The sequence below is a fragment of the Brevibacillus sp. BD137 genome (assembly GCF_041644655.1).
GTDB lineage: Bacteria > Bacillota > Bacilli > Brevibacillales > Brevibacillaceae > Brevibacillus > Brevibacillus brevis_D.
In genome coordinates, this window is record NZ_JAOTNO010000001.1 from 698,993 (window position 1) to 713,371 (window position 14,379).

14 protein-coding genes are annotated in these 14,379 nt (G+C 47.9%); 5 read left to right on the forward strand and 9 right to left on the reverse strand.

The annotated features are described in order from the left end of the window. Positions 1 to 17 precede the first annotated feature (17 nt). Positions 18 to 449: a tellurite resistance TerB family protein gene (locus ODZ53_RS03440; protein ID WP_015892288.1), complete on the reverse strand. Its 432-nt coding sequence runs from the start codon at positions 447 to 449 to the stop codon at positions 18 to 20. A 100-nt stretch (positions 450 to 549) separates the two neighbouring features. After that, positions 550 to 2,352 (reverse strand): SgrR family transcriptional regulator, encoded by a 1,803-nt coding sequence (locus tag ODZ53_RS03445; RefSeq protein ID WP_372675919.1) that lies wholly within the window; start codon positions 2,350 to 2,352, stop codon positions 550 to 552. A 134-nt stretch (positions 2,353 to 2,486) separates the two neighbouring features. Between ODZ53_RS03445 and ODZ53_RS03450 the strand changes: the two genes are divergently transcribed. Beyond that, the gene (locus ODZ53_RS03450) at positions 2,487 to 3,728 is read left to right on the forward strand and encodes an MDR family MFS transporter (RefSeq protein ID WP_372675920.1); all 1,242 of its coding nucleotides are present in this window, start codon (positions 2,487 to 2,489) and stop codon (positions 3,726 to 3,728) included. On the opposite strand, the gene ODZ53_RS03455 is transcribed toward ODZ53_RS03450, so the two are convergent. The 5 genes from ODZ53_RS03455 to ODZ53_RS03475 form a co-directional block, all read right to left on the reverse strand. Then, a complete protein-coding gene (locus ODZ53_RS03455) occupies positions 3,720 to 4,517 on the reverse strand; it encodes an ABC transporter ATP-binding protein (RefSeq protein WP_015892291.1) in 798 nt (265 codons plus the stop codon). The two genes, ODZ53_RS03450 and ODZ53_RS03455, sit on opposite strands and share 9 nt — an antisense overlap. Beyond that, positions 4,510 to 5,445: an ABC transporter permease gene (locus tag ODZ53_RS03460; protein ID WP_015892292.1), complete on the reverse strand. Its 936-nt coding sequence runs from the start codon at positions 5,443 to 5,445 to the stop codon at positions 4,510 to 4,512. Before ODZ53_RS03460 ends, ODZ53_RS03455 begins: the two co-directional genes overlap by 8 nt. A 28-nt stretch (positions 5,446 to 5,473) precedes the next feature. Further along, positions 5,474 to 6,529: an ABC transporter substrate-binding protein gene (locus ODZ53_RS03465; protein ID WP_087349166.1), complete on the reverse strand. Its 1,056-nt coding sequence runs from the start codon at positions 6,527 to 6,529 to the stop codon at positions 5,474 to 5,476. Between the two features lie 90 nt (positions 6,530 to 6,619). After that, positions 6,620 to 7,624, reverse strand: coding sequence for an ABC transporter substrate-binding protein (locus ODZ53_RS03470; RefSeq protein ID WP_064202846.1), 1,005 nt, complete (start codon positions 7,622 to 7,624; stop codon positions 6,620 to 6,622). Between the two features lie 131 nt (positions 7,625 to 7,755). Then, positions 7,756 to 9,075: a hemolysin family protein gene (locus tag ODZ53_RS03475; protein ID WP_372675921.1), complete on the reverse strand. Its 1,320-nt coding sequence runs from the start codon at positions 9,073 to 9,075 to the stop codon at positions 7,756 to 7,758. Positions 9,076 to 9,216: 141 nt separating this feature from the next. Between ODZ53_RS03475 and ODZ53_RS03480 the strand changes: the two genes are divergently transcribed. From ODZ53_RS03480 to ODZ53_RS03490, 3 genes are read left to right on the forward strand one after another with little or no spacing between them, the layout of a single operon-like run. Beyond that, the gene (locus ODZ53_RS03480; protein WP_372675922.1) at positions 9,217 to 10,881 is read left to right on the forward strand and encodes a DNA repair helicase XPB; all 1,665 of its coding nucleotides are present in this window, start codon (positions 9,217 to 9,219) and stop codon (positions 10,879 to 10,881) included. A gap of 52 nt (positions 10,882 to 10,933) precedes the next feature. Next, positions 10,934 to 11,503 (forward strand): RNA polymerase sigma factor, encoded by a 570-nt coding sequence (locus ODZ53_RS03485; RefSeq protein ID WP_007716978.1) that lies wholly within the window; start codon positions 10,934 to 10,936, stop codon positions 11,501 to 11,503. Then, complete coding sequence (locus ODZ53_RS03490) at positions 11,484 to 12,884, forward strand: hypothetical protein (protein WP_372675923.1); 1,401 nt, start codon at positions 11,484 to 11,486, stop codon at positions 12,882 to 12,884. The genes ODZ53_RS03485 and ODZ53_RS03490 overlap by 20 nt, the downstream gene beginning before the upstream one ends. A gap of 101 nt (positions 12,885 to 12,985) precedes the next feature. Here ODZ53_RS03490 and ODZ53_RS03495 read toward each other — a convergent pair whose 3' ends face one another. Then, positions 12,986 to 13,246, reverse strand: coding sequence for a DUF2573 family protein (locus ODZ53_RS03495; protein WP_173604435.1), 261 nt, complete (start codon positions 13,244 to 13,246; stop codon positions 12,986 to 12,988). A gap of 147 nt (positions 13,247 to 13,393) precedes the next feature. Between ODZ53_RS03495 and ODZ53_RS03500 the strand changes: the two genes are divergently transcribed. Next, positions 13,394 to 13,852, forward strand: a complete 459-nt coding sequence (locus ODZ53_RS03500) for a GNAT family N-acetyltransferase (protein ID WP_372675925.1) — start codon at positions 13,394 to 13,396, stop codon at positions 13,850 to 13,852. Between the two features lie 40 nt (positions 13,853 to 13,892). Here the strand turns inward: ODZ53_RS03500 and ODZ53_RS03505 are convergent, their stop codons facing one another. Continuing rightward, a complete protein-coding gene (locus ODZ53_RS03505; RefSeq protein WP_015892301.1) occupies positions 13,893 to 14,333 on the reverse strand; it encodes a small multi-drug export protein in 441 nt (146 codons plus the stop codon). Positions 14,334 to 14,379: the final 46 nt, after the last annotated feature.

Sequence of the window (14,379 nt, forward strand, 5' to 3'; positions counted from 1 at the left end):
TCATATTGGGGCCCCGGCTATTCTTCTACAATATCTTTCCATCGTTCGCGCCAAGCAATCCCTTCGCGAATCCACTCTTCTACTTGACGCTGCTTTTCCTCCGAGATTCCGATCAAGCAAGCGATGCGGGCAATCTCTTTTGTCTCCGACGCAGATAGCTTCCGATCGATCAATGCCATGTGGTAGAGCTTGCGCATCATCACGAGCTTTTCAGTCTGGGTCATGGCTACCAGGTCTTCCACGATAACTTCCGGACGCTTCGGATAGTCCAAATCATCCATTAAAATTTGTCGTTCTTTCAATGTAAAATGCTCCGAATTCACGATTTCATGAATACGATCTATTTCTTTATTTCCTATATAACCGTCGGCGTGTCCGACGCAGATCATCAAGCGAATAGACGCAAACAAAATGTGTTTGTCCTTTTCGATTTTTGTATACACCGGCATAGTTCCTCCTCAAAGAACTTTATGAGCATAATAGATATCTACATATAATAATACGATGAAAAGCGAAAGCGGTTTCACATCATTATGTGACAAATTTATGCTAATCCCTAACAAAAATGCGCCTGAAATCAATCCAACCATAGGCGTCCAGACTTACACCAGATAACCGCGGATGAGCAAGCATTTCTACCCGATTCGAATACAGCGGAACAAACGTACTGCAAGCCGCAAGCGTATACATGATGCTGTCTACGCAAACTTGTCGGTCTTGTGCTGTTCGGGCGCACGACAGACGATTCATCCAATACGCAATCTCTTCCTTTCCACGCGGATCTAAATGATGAGAAATACTCAACGCACCAGCGTGTAGAAATTCTCGTAAAGACAGCTCCGCCCTTTCATCTACATTCGCACTATCCACAACGAAATCAGCCTCTTGTAATAACGAAGGCGAGGCAAGCTCCTCGGGGGATGCATACCTAATCTCTATGGCAATTCCGTATGCCTTGCACGTTTTCTGAATCCACTGGGCATCTTCTATATGATCGGAATCTGGATACGTATAGAGCGACAGCGCCTCTCCCTGATACCCGCTCTCTTTGAAAATACGAACAAACTCCTGTGAACCCGGCACCTTTTTTGGTTCTTGGAACGAATCCGTTTTCCCCCAGATGACTGCATGCTCCCTCGTTCCCTGTAGCTCTTGTCTCAAGGCTTGCCCACAAATGATAGCCACCACGAGACTCCGAAATTCGCGATGTGACAGCGGGCCATTCTTTGCTCCATTCATGCTGACGTATTGAAAACAATCTTCTAATCTGCCAACGTCACTCCATGCCAGAAAGCTCGTATCCCGATGATCATCCAAAGCCGTGACAGATAACAAGCTCTCATCTGCCTGCGCTTCTGCTGTCATTCCAGGTACGCACCAGATTTCAATTCGGTCCAGGAACGGCCTTCCCCCAAAATAAGGCGTGAACGCTTCCAGCACGAGCATGGAATCATCGTTGCGGACTACACGAAACGGCCCCGTTCCTACTGGCATTTGTGCAAATTGCTTCCCCATCTCCAGAACGTAATCAGCGGGGACTATTGCCATGTATTCCTTGCTCAGCGCTTGTAAAAACAGTTCATCCGGCCTATGCAAAGAAATCGTTATTACGTATTCATCCTTGACGGTAATCGACTCGATTGAAGCGGCTAGCCAGCGATGTTTATAGGAATGCTCCATCAAACGAAGGAAGGAAAAGCGCACATCATCGGCAACAAGTGGACGACCATGATGGAATAAGACACCTTTCCGCAAGTATAAAGTCCATTGCTTTCCTTCTTCACTAGACTCCCAATAAAAAGCGATAGCGGGCTCAATCCGTCTCGTGACTGGATCAAACTGGACGAGAGAATCAAAGAGCTGCTTGACCATATGTGACTCGGAGCGCAGGAGAATATGAATCGGATCAAGCCCTGCGAATGGTCGACTGTAAAACAAACGCAAGGTATCGACTCTGCCCTTACTTCCTTTTTCCCGCTTCACACGATGTCCAAACTGACTATTCATCCATCGTGAAAATTTTTCACCCAAAACTGGCAACTTTCCCCCATATTCGTCGATCATATCCCGTGCAGCACGAATTTCCCCTTTTTGCACGAGTTCCTTGGCTACGCTCATAATCAGGTCTTCGGGCACTAACAAGCATGTCAGTACAGATCGATTTCCTCGACCTCTCCCTGGCTGCCAAACTACCCATCCCTGACTTTGCATTTTTTTCAAGGTCAAGGTCGCATTCCGCAACGTACAAAATAAAATCGAAGCAACTTCAGCTAACGATATGTCAAGCGGATGCCCGATCGTTTCATTCGGCCGCCCCGCGCATAAACGCATGTATTGTTCAACGAGTTGCATCTTGCCACCACCAATTCGCCCATAAAACATGAAAAAGCTATTCGCCTAATCGTACGCTTTTTCTCTGGTCTTTGCTACCTTACAATTCTAAAAACACCAACTAACCGGAAAAAGCCGAAAGAAAGGACTTTCTTATGCCCCTCATTCCTCATGCACTTAGTCGATTCATTGCTGCGTATCCGACACTCCTCTGGGTCCGCTTGTTCGGCGAAACGCTCACTTCACTATCCAGCGCCATGATCGCTCCGTTTCTCGTATTGTACTTGAGCGAGAACATCGGCGGCTCTGTCACCATGACCATGCTCGTCATTGGTTTGCAGCCCTTCTCCGAGATTTTGCTGACGCTATTTGCTGGTGGCATCACGGACCGCTATCGCCGAAAAACAATCATGCTACTCGCCCTTTTCCTGCAAGGCTTCGCTATGTTGGGAATGGCTTGGGCCGACTCCATGACGGGGTTTGCGATCCTGTACATCATCAACGGTGCTGGCCGCTCCCTGTTTATCCCTGTCAGCCGCGCGCATCTCGCTGATACGATTTCCGCTGCACAAATGGCTGGTGCCTTTGCCCTTCTCAGTACTTCTAGCAGTATCGGGGCCGCATTGGGCCCTTTAGTCGGAGTCATCATTTATAAGTATGATCCTGCTATGGCATTTTTGTTTACTGCGATTTCGCTATTGATCTATGCTCTTGCCGTCTGGTGGAAAATCCCGCAAACTCCGCTGCCAGAAGCTCCCGTTGAAGAAGTAGCAACCGTACGTTCACGCAGCTCCTGGCATGCTTATCGACCAGCACTTGCCATTATGCTGCTGGCTTTGCCGATCAGTCTGTTTTACGCGCAAACCGAAACAAATCTCCAGCTTCATCTGAAATACACGCTGCCCAACTATTTGCAAACACTCGCCTTGCTCATTGCGGTAAAAGGGGTCCTACTGCTCCTGTTCGAGTACATACTCGTCAAATGGACCCAGCACTTGCCTGCTCGCCTGTTGATTAGCGGCGCGTACATTTGTTTTCTCATCGTATCCTTGGGTTACGCCTTCATCGACAACGTACCTGGCCTTCTTGCCCTGCAAGTGTTCCTCGTCATCGGAGAGAGTATTGGGCTGACGCAATTGATGGCCTTCGTCACCCGGATATCACCTGTCACGATGCGCGGAAGGTACTTCGCGATCACAGGAACACACTGGGATATTTCCCGCATGTGCGGACCGTACTTGGGCAGCCTTGTCTTGCTACATTATGGGGGCACGATCCTTTTTACCATTGTCGCAGGCATCCTTTTAATCGGTGCCGGATTCATGTACGTATATCTTTCCAACAACGAAAAAGCCTCCCCGCTTGAACAGGAAGGCGATTCGATCCGATTAAGTTAACAAGAAGCGATCTTCGCTGAAGCTTTCTCCACCGCGGGCTGTTTCGAATGCCCGAAGCAGATCCTGTGGCTTCATCGTCCGTTTTTTCTCATCCGGAATATCGAGAATGATTCCCCCATCGTGGAGCATCAACAGACGATTCCCCATGTTCAACGCTTGTTCCATATTATGCGTGACCATGATTGTCGTTAGTTTATAGCGCTCCACGATTTTTTCTGTTAAATCTACAATCAACTGCGCCCGTTTCGGGTCAAGCGCTGCTGTATGCTCATCGAGGAGCAAAATCTTCGGCTCCGTAAAGGTAGCCATCAACAGGCTCAGTGCTTGACGCTGTCCTCCTGAGAGAAAACCCACTTTGGTCTTCAAACGGTTCTCCAGCCCTTGATCCAGCTGCTTGAGCTGCTCACGGAACTGCTCCCGCTTCTGGTTATTCACCCCAAATCCAAGTGTACGACGTTTTCCCCGCCCCAAAGCGATTGCCAGATTTTCCTCAATCGTCATGTTCGGCGCTGTACCTGCCATTGGGTCCTGAAACACACGGCCGATCAGACCTGCACGCTGGTGCTCCGCCAAGCGTGTGACATCTTTCCCGTCAATCTGAATGCTTCCGTTATCTGGCGTCAGTCCGCCGGAGATCATGTTCATCATCGTCGATTTACCGGCACCATTACTTCCGATAACGGTGATGAACTCTCCTTTCTTCACGTGCAGATTGACGTTTCGAAGCGCGATCTTTTCATTCACAGTTCCTGCGTTGAATACTTTGTTGACGTTTGTAATTTTAAGCATCGCTGCTTCCTCCCCTTGCCGAGCGTACCGCTTGCTTTTTCCAGATGCCTTTTGCCACAGTTGGGACAGTCAGGGCAATGATAACAATCAGGGCTGTAATCAGCTTCATGTCAGAAGGATTGAGTCCTGCATCCAGTGCCAGTGCAATGACCAAGCGGTACACAATCGAGCCGAGAATGACAGCAAGCGTCACTCGGAAAATCGAAGAGCTGCCAAACAAAACTTCCCCGACAATAACGGAAGCGAGACCGATGACGATCATCCCGATCCCCATTCCTACATCCGCAAAGCCTTGGTATTGAGCTACCCACGCACCAGCTAAAGCTACCAAGCCATTGGAAAGAGCCAAACCGATAATCGTTGTCGAATCTGTGTTTACCCCAAAGCTGCGGATCATCTTCGAGTTGTCACCTGTCGCACGCAAATCCAGACCCATATCCGTATGCAGGAACCAGTCAATGATCAGCTTCAACACCAGAACACCTACGATAAAGATGATTGCTACACCAGACAGCAAAGTAACTCCACCTACGGTCAGGTTTGGAATGCCCATATCCTTTACATAAGTGAACAAAGTATCTTCCCGCAAAAGAGGCAGATTCGCTTTTCCCATGACACGCAAATTGATCGAGTACAAGGCGATCATCGTCAAGATCCCCGCCAAAAGTGCGTTAATCTTTCCTTTGGTATGCAAGACTCCCGTAAAAGCTCCTGCTAATGCACCTACAATGAAAGCCAGCAGGGTGGCCAAAAACGGATTGGTGCCGTCGATAATGAATTTGGCTGCGATTGCGCCTCCCAAGGCAAAACTACCATCTACGGTCAAGTCAGGAACGTTTAGAATTCGGAAGGTCAGATATACACCGAGAGCCAAGATACCAAATAGTAAACCTTGCTCAATGGCTCCCATTACTGCCAGTTGATTCATAGAAGAAATCCTCCAATTACTGCATTTATTACTCGATCACTTGTCCAGCACGGTCGAGCATGGCTTGCGGAATCGTCACACCCATTTTTTCCGCTGCTTTCTTATTCAATACGAGCTTCATGTCTGCTTGCACTTCAACAGCCATATCTGCCGGCTTCGCTTCACCCTTCAGGATTTTTGTTGCCATATCAGCTGTTTGCTCGCCCAGCTTCGTGTAGTCGATCCCGTAAGTGGCAATCGCTCCGCTCTTCACAGAGTTTTCTTCACCAGCGATGACCGGAATTTTTTGTGCTTCAGCGACTCCGATCACAGCTGCAATCGAAGATACGACCATGTTGTCAGTTGGTACGTAGAAAGCATCTACTTTGCCCACCATGGACTCAGCTGCTTGCTTCACTTCTGTCGCGCTTGTAATCGCCGCTTCTTTAATTTCTAAACCAAGCTTGCCAGCTACGGCTTTTGCCGCATCTACCTGTACTTTAGAGTTGACTTCGCCAGAACTATAAATGATTCCAACAGATTTCGCATCAGCTTTCATTTCTTTGATCAGCTTCAATTGCTCTTCGACTGGATTCATATCCGATGTGCCGGTTACGTTCGCCCCTGGCTTGTCCATCGCTGCAACCAGACCAGCTTCTACAGGATCGGTTACCGCAGTAAACAGGATCGGAATTTCTTTACTGGTTTGTGCGGCAGCCTGTGCCGTTGGAGTCGCAATGGCCAACACCAAATCTACTTTGTCAGCCTCGAATTTTTGGGCAATCTGAATGGCTGTATCCATGCTCGCTTGAGCGGATTGCACATCGATTTTTACTTGCTTGTCTTTTTCGTAACCGTTTTTAGCCAGTTGGCTGATAAAGCCCTCTCTTGCTGCATCCAAAGCAGGGTGTTCAACGAATTGGGCAATTCCAATTGTCAGCTGCTTGGTTTCAGTAGACGGGGCAGATGCCGTCGTAGTTGCAGGAGCGGGTGTAGGATTGTTTGCAGGGGTAGTGCTTTGCTGTCCACAAGCGGTAACAGACAAAAGCAATAAAGGAAATAAAAAACTCTGAAAAATTTTAATACTCTTCTTTTGTTTGAACATTTAGTGAATTCCCCCTCGTGAATTTTTTCTACAGTTTAACATGGATAAAACAGTTTTAAAAGAATAAAAAGAGAGCATGACGCTCTCTTTTTACTTGATGATTTCTTTCGCCTGTTGTTTGAGTGCCTCAGTAATAGTGAGCCCAAACTTTGCAGCAGCTGTTTCATTAATATACAAATCAGCTTGTTTCGAAATCTCTACAGGAGTATCAGCAACACTCTGCCCTTTTAAGATACGGGCAGCCATATCGCCTGTTTGTTTACCGATTTGGTAGTAATCAATCCCGTAAGTAGCAACCGCTCCACGCTTCACTGTATCGGTATCAGAAGCAAATACAGGAATTTTGTTTTCCTCTGCTGCTCCGAGCACCGCTTCAAAGGAAGATACGACGGTGTTGTCAATTGGGATAATAATGGCATCTGCTTTACTAGCAAGACTTTGAGCCGCCAGCTGCACTTCAGACAGCTGCGAAATGCCCGCCTTGATGATTTCTACGCCTTGTTTTTGCGCTGCGTCTTCCAATTCCTTGACCTGTACCTCTGAGTTAATTTCGGAGGTTGTATAGATCACGCCCAGCTTTTTCAGCTCAGGCAGGAAGGTTTTCACCAGCTTCAATTGTTGTTCCATGGATACTTTATCGGACGTCCCGGTCACGTTTTTGTCTGGCTTCTCCAGACTGCCAACCAGTTGAGCCGAGATCGGGTCTGTTACGGAACTGAAAATAACAGGTTTGTCAGCAATCGCCTTTGCTGCAGCCTGAGCGGATGGCGTCGCAATCGCTACGACAAGATCCTTTTTATCTCCGGCATACTTCTGTGCGATCGAGACTGTATTGTTCATGTCACCATGGGCGTTCTGGGAGTCTACCTCCAAGTTCTTGCCCTCTTCGTAGCCAGCATCCTTCAGACCATCTAAAATTCCTTTATGAATGGCATCAAGCGCAGGGTGCTCCACGAATTGCGTCAGCCCCAGCTTCACTGTTTGCCCTTGGCCTGTCGTTGCTGCTGTCTCTGTTTTTCCACCTGTTTCGTTGCCACATGCTGCTAAAGAAAACGCCAGCAATGCGGTCAGTACCATACTGACTGCTCGTCTCATCTGTACTTCCTCCTCTAGTCTCTACTCTCAGCTGCTCTAATCACCCTAAGCAATTAGGCTCATTGCCATCTATGCAACTTGTGTCCCATTATAGCAATTATATTACGCATTGAGAAGCCCCCTTTCTTCCCTTACGTGGAACTGATTTCTTCCTCTGCTTTGCCGACTTTCTTTACATAGACTCGGGTGATTCTGTAATGATCGACCTCTCCCACGATAAATTCGTACTTTCCTTCTTTTACCCGATCCCCCACGCGCGGCGGATGGTCGATCTGCATGTAAATCCAGCCAGCAAGCGTATCCACATCGCTCGACTCCAATTCGATGTCCAGGTAATCGCCCGCTTCTTCCAATAACATACGCCCGTCCAATGACAGCATGCCGTCACTACGTTCTACTTCTGGGCGTTCATCGTCAAACTCGTCCTGAATGTCTCCAACAATTTCTTCCATTATATCTTCGAGGGTCACCAGTCCGGCAGTGCCTCCATACTCATCAATGATAATCGCCATTTGCCCTCGTTGTTTTTGCAGCATGGTCAGTAACCGGCTGATCGAGATCGTCTCCGGTACCGTTAGAATCGGGCGCATGAAGGTCTGAAGATCCTGGCTCTCTCCTTCCAGAAGCCCCGTCAGCATATCCTTGATATGTAAACTACCGACAACATGGTCCTTGTCACCATCCACTACTGGATAGCGGGTAAATCGTCCGTTTTGGACATGCTTGACGTTCTCGTCAAAAGGATCGCGCAGGTTCAAGACAACCATATCTGTACGCGGAACCATGATTTCTCTCGCCATCGTCTCCGAGAAATCAAAAATATTATCCACCAGCATCAGCTCGGTTTGATCAATCAAGCCGCTTTTATGACTTTCATTGACAAGAATGCGTATCTCTTCTTCTGTATGTGCTTCCTGATGCGGCTCCAACGATATATGAAAAAGCCCAAGAAAATGACTCGCGGACCAGTTCAGCATTTGAATAAAGGGATACATGATTTTGTAAAAGTGTTGGATCGGCTTGGCTACTGCCAGTACCACCTTTTCGGAGTATTGAATAGCCAATGTCTTCGGAGCCAGCTCCCCCAGCACGATATGCAAAAACGTAATCAACGAAAAAGCGATAATAAAGGAAATACTGGTCACAACCGTTTCATTTAAATGGAAGTAACGAAAAACTGGATGCAAGAGATGCGCGATAGCAGGCTCTCCCAACCAACCGAGTCCTAATGAAGCCAGCGTAATCCCAAGTTGGCACGCGGAGAGGTAGGCATCCAAATTGTGCAGGACTCTCTCAACGTCAACAGCGCGCTTGTTTCCTTCTGCTGCGAGCTGTGCAATGCGCGATTCCCTTACCTTTACGATCGCGAATTCAGTCGCAACAAAGAACCCGTTCAGGAGTACGAGGATCATGACCAAGATCAAATTAAACAAGCTACCCCAAATTGCCATGCTCCCCGCCATCCTTTCCGTCCATGCTTTGGGATATTGTTTCCCATCATAGCCAAAATGTTACCTGTTCGTTTTTCTTTCTTTTAGAGATTGTGATACCATAGTGCTGATTCCTATGCCTTTTGCAACGAGGTGAGTCTATTGTCCTACCGTCCAGACCTGCCCTTGATCGTTCAAAGCGATCGGACGATATTGTTGGAAACACAGCATCCTTTCTTTCACGAGGCCAGACAAGCTATCAGTGGTTTTACTGAGCTAATCAAAAACCCAGAATACATCCATACCTATCGGATCACCCCTTTATCGCTTTGGAATGCAGCTGCATCCGGTCTGACATCACAAGAGGTAACAGACGTGCTTGGCAACTACAGCAAGTACGGTGTCCCGCCAACCATCGTCAAAGAAATTGAAGATACGATGCGAAAATACGGCTTGTTTCGTTTGGAACGCATTGGTGATCAACTCGTATTAATGAGTGAAGACCCACTTCTATTAACAGAGGTAACCAGTTATAAATCAATCGCTGCTCTTTTTGAGAATGAATTCGTCATCAAAAGCTATGCGCGAGGACTGATCAAACAAGAGCTGATCAAGCTCGGGTTTCCTGTTCAAGATTTGGCAGGCTATACAGAAGGCGAATCCTGTGCAGTTAGCTTACGGGAAACGACATCCCGAGGCAGAGCATTCTCTTTGCGTTCTTATCAAAAAGAAGCTGTCGATGCCTTCTATTCCGGAGGCGCTGTGACTGGGGGCAGCGGCGTTCTCGTCCTCCCCTGTGGTGCTGGAAAAACAGTCATTGGACTCGGTGCCATATGCCAGTTGCAAACTGCCACCCTCATATTGACCACGAATACGACATCGGTTCGCCAGTGGATCGCTGAGCTCTTGGACAAAACAGGACTTGATCCAAATATGGTCGGGGAATACACTGGTGACAACAAAGAAGTCAAGCCAATAACTGTGGCAACTTATCAAATTCTTACATACCGCCCCACCGCCGAAGATGATTTTCCTCATCTGAAACTCTTTTCAGAGCGCGACTGGGGGCTTATTATTTACGATGAGGTGCATTTGTTGCCTGCACCCATCTTTCGTGTAACTTCTGGGATTCAAGCCACTCGCAGACTTGGGCTGACGGCTACTCTTGTTCGGGAAGACGGGCGGGAGGAAGATGTTTTTACGCTGATTGGTCCAAAAAAGTACGAGGTTCCGTGGAAAGTCATGGAAGAGCAAGGCTGGATCGCAGAGGCGCATTGCCGAGAAATTCGACTCCCCTTTGAGCCGAAGTGGCGGGAGGCTTACGCACATGCAACCGCCCGCCAAAAGTTTCGCATTGCAGCGGAAAATCCAAAAAAACTGGAGGTCGTCCGCGAGCTATTGGAGAGGCACGCCCACGATCGCGTTTTGATCATCGGGCAATATATCGATCAGCTTGAGCAGATGGCAACGGCCCTCCAACTGCCACTTATTACTGGAAAAGTACCGGACAAAGAACGTGAGGTTTTGTACACGAAGTTTAAAAAAGGGGAAATTACACGCCTGATCGTATCCAAGGTGGCCAACTTTGCGGTTGATTTGCCGGATGCCAACGTCGCGATCCAAATCTCCGGGACGTATGGTTCCAGACAAGAAGAGGCACAGCGCCTAGGACGTATCTTAAGGCCCAAAACAGACGATAACACTGCCCATTTTTATACCTTGGTAACACGAGACACGAGAGAGCAGGAGTTTTCGCTCCATCGCCAGCTTTTTCTTGTCGAACAGGGCTATCCATACGATATTATAGAAATCGAAACGCTGGTCTGAAACGTTTACGAATAACCAGCGTCTCATAGAGGGAAGGGAGGCCAAAGATTCAATGCAATCCGACGCCGAAATCATTCAGCGGATTCTTCAAGGCGACATCGAAGCGTATCGCGACCTCATCCAGCGATATCAGCATATGATCTATGTTTTCATTTACAAAATGGTAAACAATCGCTCTGATGCAGAGGATCTTACTCAAGAAGTATTTGTAAAAGCGTATGAAAAATTGTCGACATTCCGTGGAGACAGCCAGTTTTCTTCTTGGTTACATACGCTCGCCCGAAATAAGAGCATCGACTTCTTGCGTCGCCGAAAGTATCATGACTCGGATGAACAATTGGCCTATGTGCCATCCAATACACGGGACGAATCCCCTCAGGAATCGCTCATGACAAAAGAGCAACGTCGAGAAATTCAGGAAGCCTTTGCTTTACTGTCAGATTCTTATCGAGAAGTGATCGTCCTTCGCTGTACGCACGAATATCCGTTTGAAAAGATAGCTACACTTCTCGGCATCGCCGAATCTACAGCTCGTGTCCGTTACTTGCGTGCTCGTCAGGAACTCGCAAAATTGTTATCCCGCAAGGAAGGGGGGCTCGTACATGAACTGCCAGGCATTTAGAAAGGCATGGCTAGATGACACAGATAGCGATTCGCACTCACATATTGAAACCTGTGACGAATGCATCGCTTGGATAGAAACGCAAATGACAACAGAAGAGGAGGTGCAGTTCTTGAAGGAGGTTCCATTACCTCAAGCGAACCTGGAAGACAAAATCATGCAAGCAATCTACCAGACCGCCGGAAAAGGTGTACCCCCTCACGCCGCTACTGCATCTTCAGAGCAACAAACGAGCACAGTGATTTCAAAACCAAACAAGCGTTGGACCAAAGGCTTCCCTTCATACGCCTGGGTTAGCGCAGCGGCTGTCTTGCTCGCAGTTGGTTTCGTCGGCTACCAACAACTGGCACCGAGTAGTAATCAAATGGCTGCCATACAAGAAAACGGGATACAAGACGATCAGATCAACAAGAACATAGTTGCATTCGACGCGGAATCAAAATCGGCAACACAAGCTCCAGCACCTGCAATCGCTTCTCAACCAGCAGCTGCTGAAAGCCCTACGATGAAAAAGGCAGAGAGCAATCCCGAGTCTGCTGCTACACAATCGCAGGTCGCTCCGACTGCACCTAAAAAAGATACACCTCCTGCATCACCTCCCCAATCGAACAATGCGATTGCGATGGTGAAGCCAGAGGAAAAAGCAGCCACACCAGAGTCACATACGGTAAATAAAGACGGGCAGAACAGCGTGACATCTCGGGGATTACAGGGGAACACAGCTGATCAAGCGGCTAAAGCGAAATCAGAAGTTCCAGCGGAGTCAGCAAATACTGGTAACCATATAGCCGCTAAGGAAGCCAATGGCGCTGCTGCTGAGAATCCTATGACCTTTGGGATCGCTTCCCAAGCGGAACCAGACACGGCTGATGGGGGGACAACTGAGAACGCATTAGTGGGTCCAGCGTTGCCAGCGGTAGCGAAGCAGCCCATTACACTATCCTCCTTCACTGATTTGAACACCGCTGTACAAGCATCAGATATGCCCGTACCTGCCCTGTCGCAAGCACCGAATGGGTTCTCGATGAGTACAGTATCAGTCCAATATGAATCCGAAACCAGCCAGAAGGTGACTCGCTTAACTTCAGATTACAAGCGGAACAACGACTGGATTCGCATAGATGTTGTGCGTAATACAGAAGGCAAGCGTAGCCTCTCTATCCCAGGTACTTTCTCGGCTACTCAGTTGTTTGCAGTCAACGGAGAGCAAGCCATCGCTGTTTCATTTGATCAAACGGATTCAAAAGCATCAACAGCCCAGCACGCGGCTCATTTTAACGCTAAATCCGACAATCAATCGTTGTATGTCGTAATGACGGCACACGGTGTCACCTTAAACGAATTAATGGATGCTGCCAAGCATATCACGTGGAATCCGTAAAACTGACCAAGGAGACTTGATCCCTCCACGCTGGTTAGCCTTTTGATTGAAGTAAAAAAACGCTGCTCTCTTTCGACAAGAGACAGCGTTTTTTCTTATCTTTAGTGCTTTTGATTTTTCTCCTGATTCCACTGCTTGATTTGCTCGATGATTTCCCGAATTTGATTTCGAGCTTCCGTATGCTCAGGCTCGCTTCCCCAATGCTGAATCAGCGGCGGCATCGCTTTTGCCATTGTCGTGTACAGGCACCATACTTTTACCATTTCTACGCGCTCAGGAGTCGCTTCCCCTGTCAACAGCTCTGTAAATTTATGAACTAGATCCTCCAGTTCAGGGACCAACGCTTCTTTTTTCTCGTCCATGTCAGTTGCCTCACTTTCGGGAACTTTTCTATTTGTTTCCTTGGTTTATTTTACGAGAAAACGCCCACGTGGAAAAGGAAGATTTTTCAGGTGGGATCGGTTACGCTTAAGCTATCAAGATAATCGAGGTGAAGACTTATCAAAGACATGAGTATTCGATTAGTTCCAACAACCAGAGATAACTGGCAGGATGCATTACGCTTGCAGGTGCAGGATGAGCAGCAGCGCTTTGTCCCCTCTGTTGCCGTTTCGTTGGCGAAGGTTCATATCCGTCCTGACGGTGACAACTGCGCCTATGAACCATTCTGTTTGTATGACGCTGATAAAATGGTTGGGTTTGTCATGATTGCTTATGACGCCTCCACAGACTGGTGTTACTGGTTCAATGGTTTTTTGATTGATCACCAGTACCAAGGCAAAGGATATGGCAGAGCGGCTCTCTCAGCGATCGTAGATACAGTACGGAACCGTTTCCCGCAAAGCCGATTTGTGAACTTGACCGTATGCCCGGACAATGCAGGTGCAAGACATTTATACAGTCAATCCGGTTTTGAAGAAACTGGCGACGTATACGATGGAGAAATTGTTTACAGACTCTCATTATGAACAAAAAACCGCCAGAAATTGGCGGTTTTCATGCATATAGCTATTTTGTTTCTGGTACCATGAATTGCAAAAGACCAAAAGCCACTCCTGCCGTCAATAGTGCACTCCAGATAATAATGCCCACCGACATCCACAGCATGAGCTTTTTGGTAGGTGCTCCCAGCGAGATACCGATAGCAGCTCCCAGTGGGGCTCCCGTTAAAAGCGGCGAAGTCAGACCTAGGCCGACCACTCCGTATTTATCCCAAATCTGCCACATGCGCCCCTGACGCTTGCTCCGATTCTCTACACGCTTTAAAAGCCAATTGCGCAATGAACCTCCCACGAAAATAACAGCACCTGCGCTGATAATCGCACCCACCGCACTAAAGATTCCGATCAGAACCGGTGGTAGCTGCAACATAAAGCCTACAGGGATTGCTGCCCACAGCTCAAACATGCCAGATAGTGTCACCGAGCCTGCTTTCCATAATACATCCATTCTGTTTCGCCTTTCCCCTCTCGCTGTCTTTTTCTTTCGTCATGGT

Excerpts from the sequence above, each read along its gene's own strand:
- ODZ53_RS03440 (WP_015892288.1), bottom strand. The coding sequence starts at position 449 with ATGCCGGTGTATACAAAAATCGAAAAGGACAAACACATTTTGTTTGCG.
- ODZ53_RS03445 (WP_372675919.1), bottom strand. The coding sequence starts at position 2,352 with ATGCAACTCGTTGAACAATACATGCGTTTATGCGCGGGGCGGCCGAAT.
- ODZ53_RS03450 (WP_372675920.1), top strand. The coding sequence starts at position 2,487 with ATGCCCCTCATTCCTCATGCACTTAGTCGATTCATTGCTGCGTATCCG.
- ODZ53_RS03455 (WP_015892291.1), bottom strand. The coding sequence starts at position 4,517 with ATGCTTAAAATTACAAACGTCAACAAAGTATTCAACGCAGGAACTGTG.
- ODZ53_RS03460 (WP_015892292.1), bottom strand. The coding sequence starts at position 5,445 with ATGAATCAACTGGCAGTAATGGGAGCCATTGAGCAAGGTTTACTATTT.
- ODZ53_RS03465 (WP_087349166.1), bottom strand. The coding sequence starts at position 6,529 with ATGTTCAAACAAAAGAAGAGTATTAAAATTTTTCAGAGTTTTTTATTT.
- ODZ53_RS03470 (WP_064202846.1), bottom strand. The coding sequence starts at position 7,624 with ATGAGACGAGCAGTCAGTATGGTACTGACCGCATTGCTGGCGTTTTCT.
- ODZ53_RS03475 (WP_372675921.1), bottom strand. The coding sequence starts at position 9,075 with ATGGCAATTTGGGGTAGCTTGTTTAATTTGATCTTGGTCATGATCCTC.
- ODZ53_RS03485 (WP_007716978.1), top strand. The coding sequence starts at position 10,934 with ATGCAATCCGACGCCGAAATCATTCAGCGGATTCTTCAAGGCGACATC.
- ODZ53_RS03490 (WP_372675923.1), top strand. The coding sequence starts at position 11,484 with ATGAACTGCCAGGCATTTAGAAAGGCATGGCTAGATGACACAGATAGC.
- ODZ53_RS03495 (WP_173604435.1), bottom strand. The coding sequence starts at position 13,246 with ATGGACGAGAAAAAAGAAGCGTTGGTCCCTGAACTGGAGGATCTAGTT.
- ODZ53_RS03500 (WP_372675925.1), top strand. The coding sequence starts at position 13,394 with ATGAGTATTCGATTAGTTCCAACAACCAGAGATAACTGGCAGGATGCA.
- ODZ53_RS03505 (WP_015892301.1), bottom strand. The coding sequence starts at position 14,333 with ATGGATGTATTATGGAAAGCAGGCTCGGTGACACTATCTGGCATGTTT.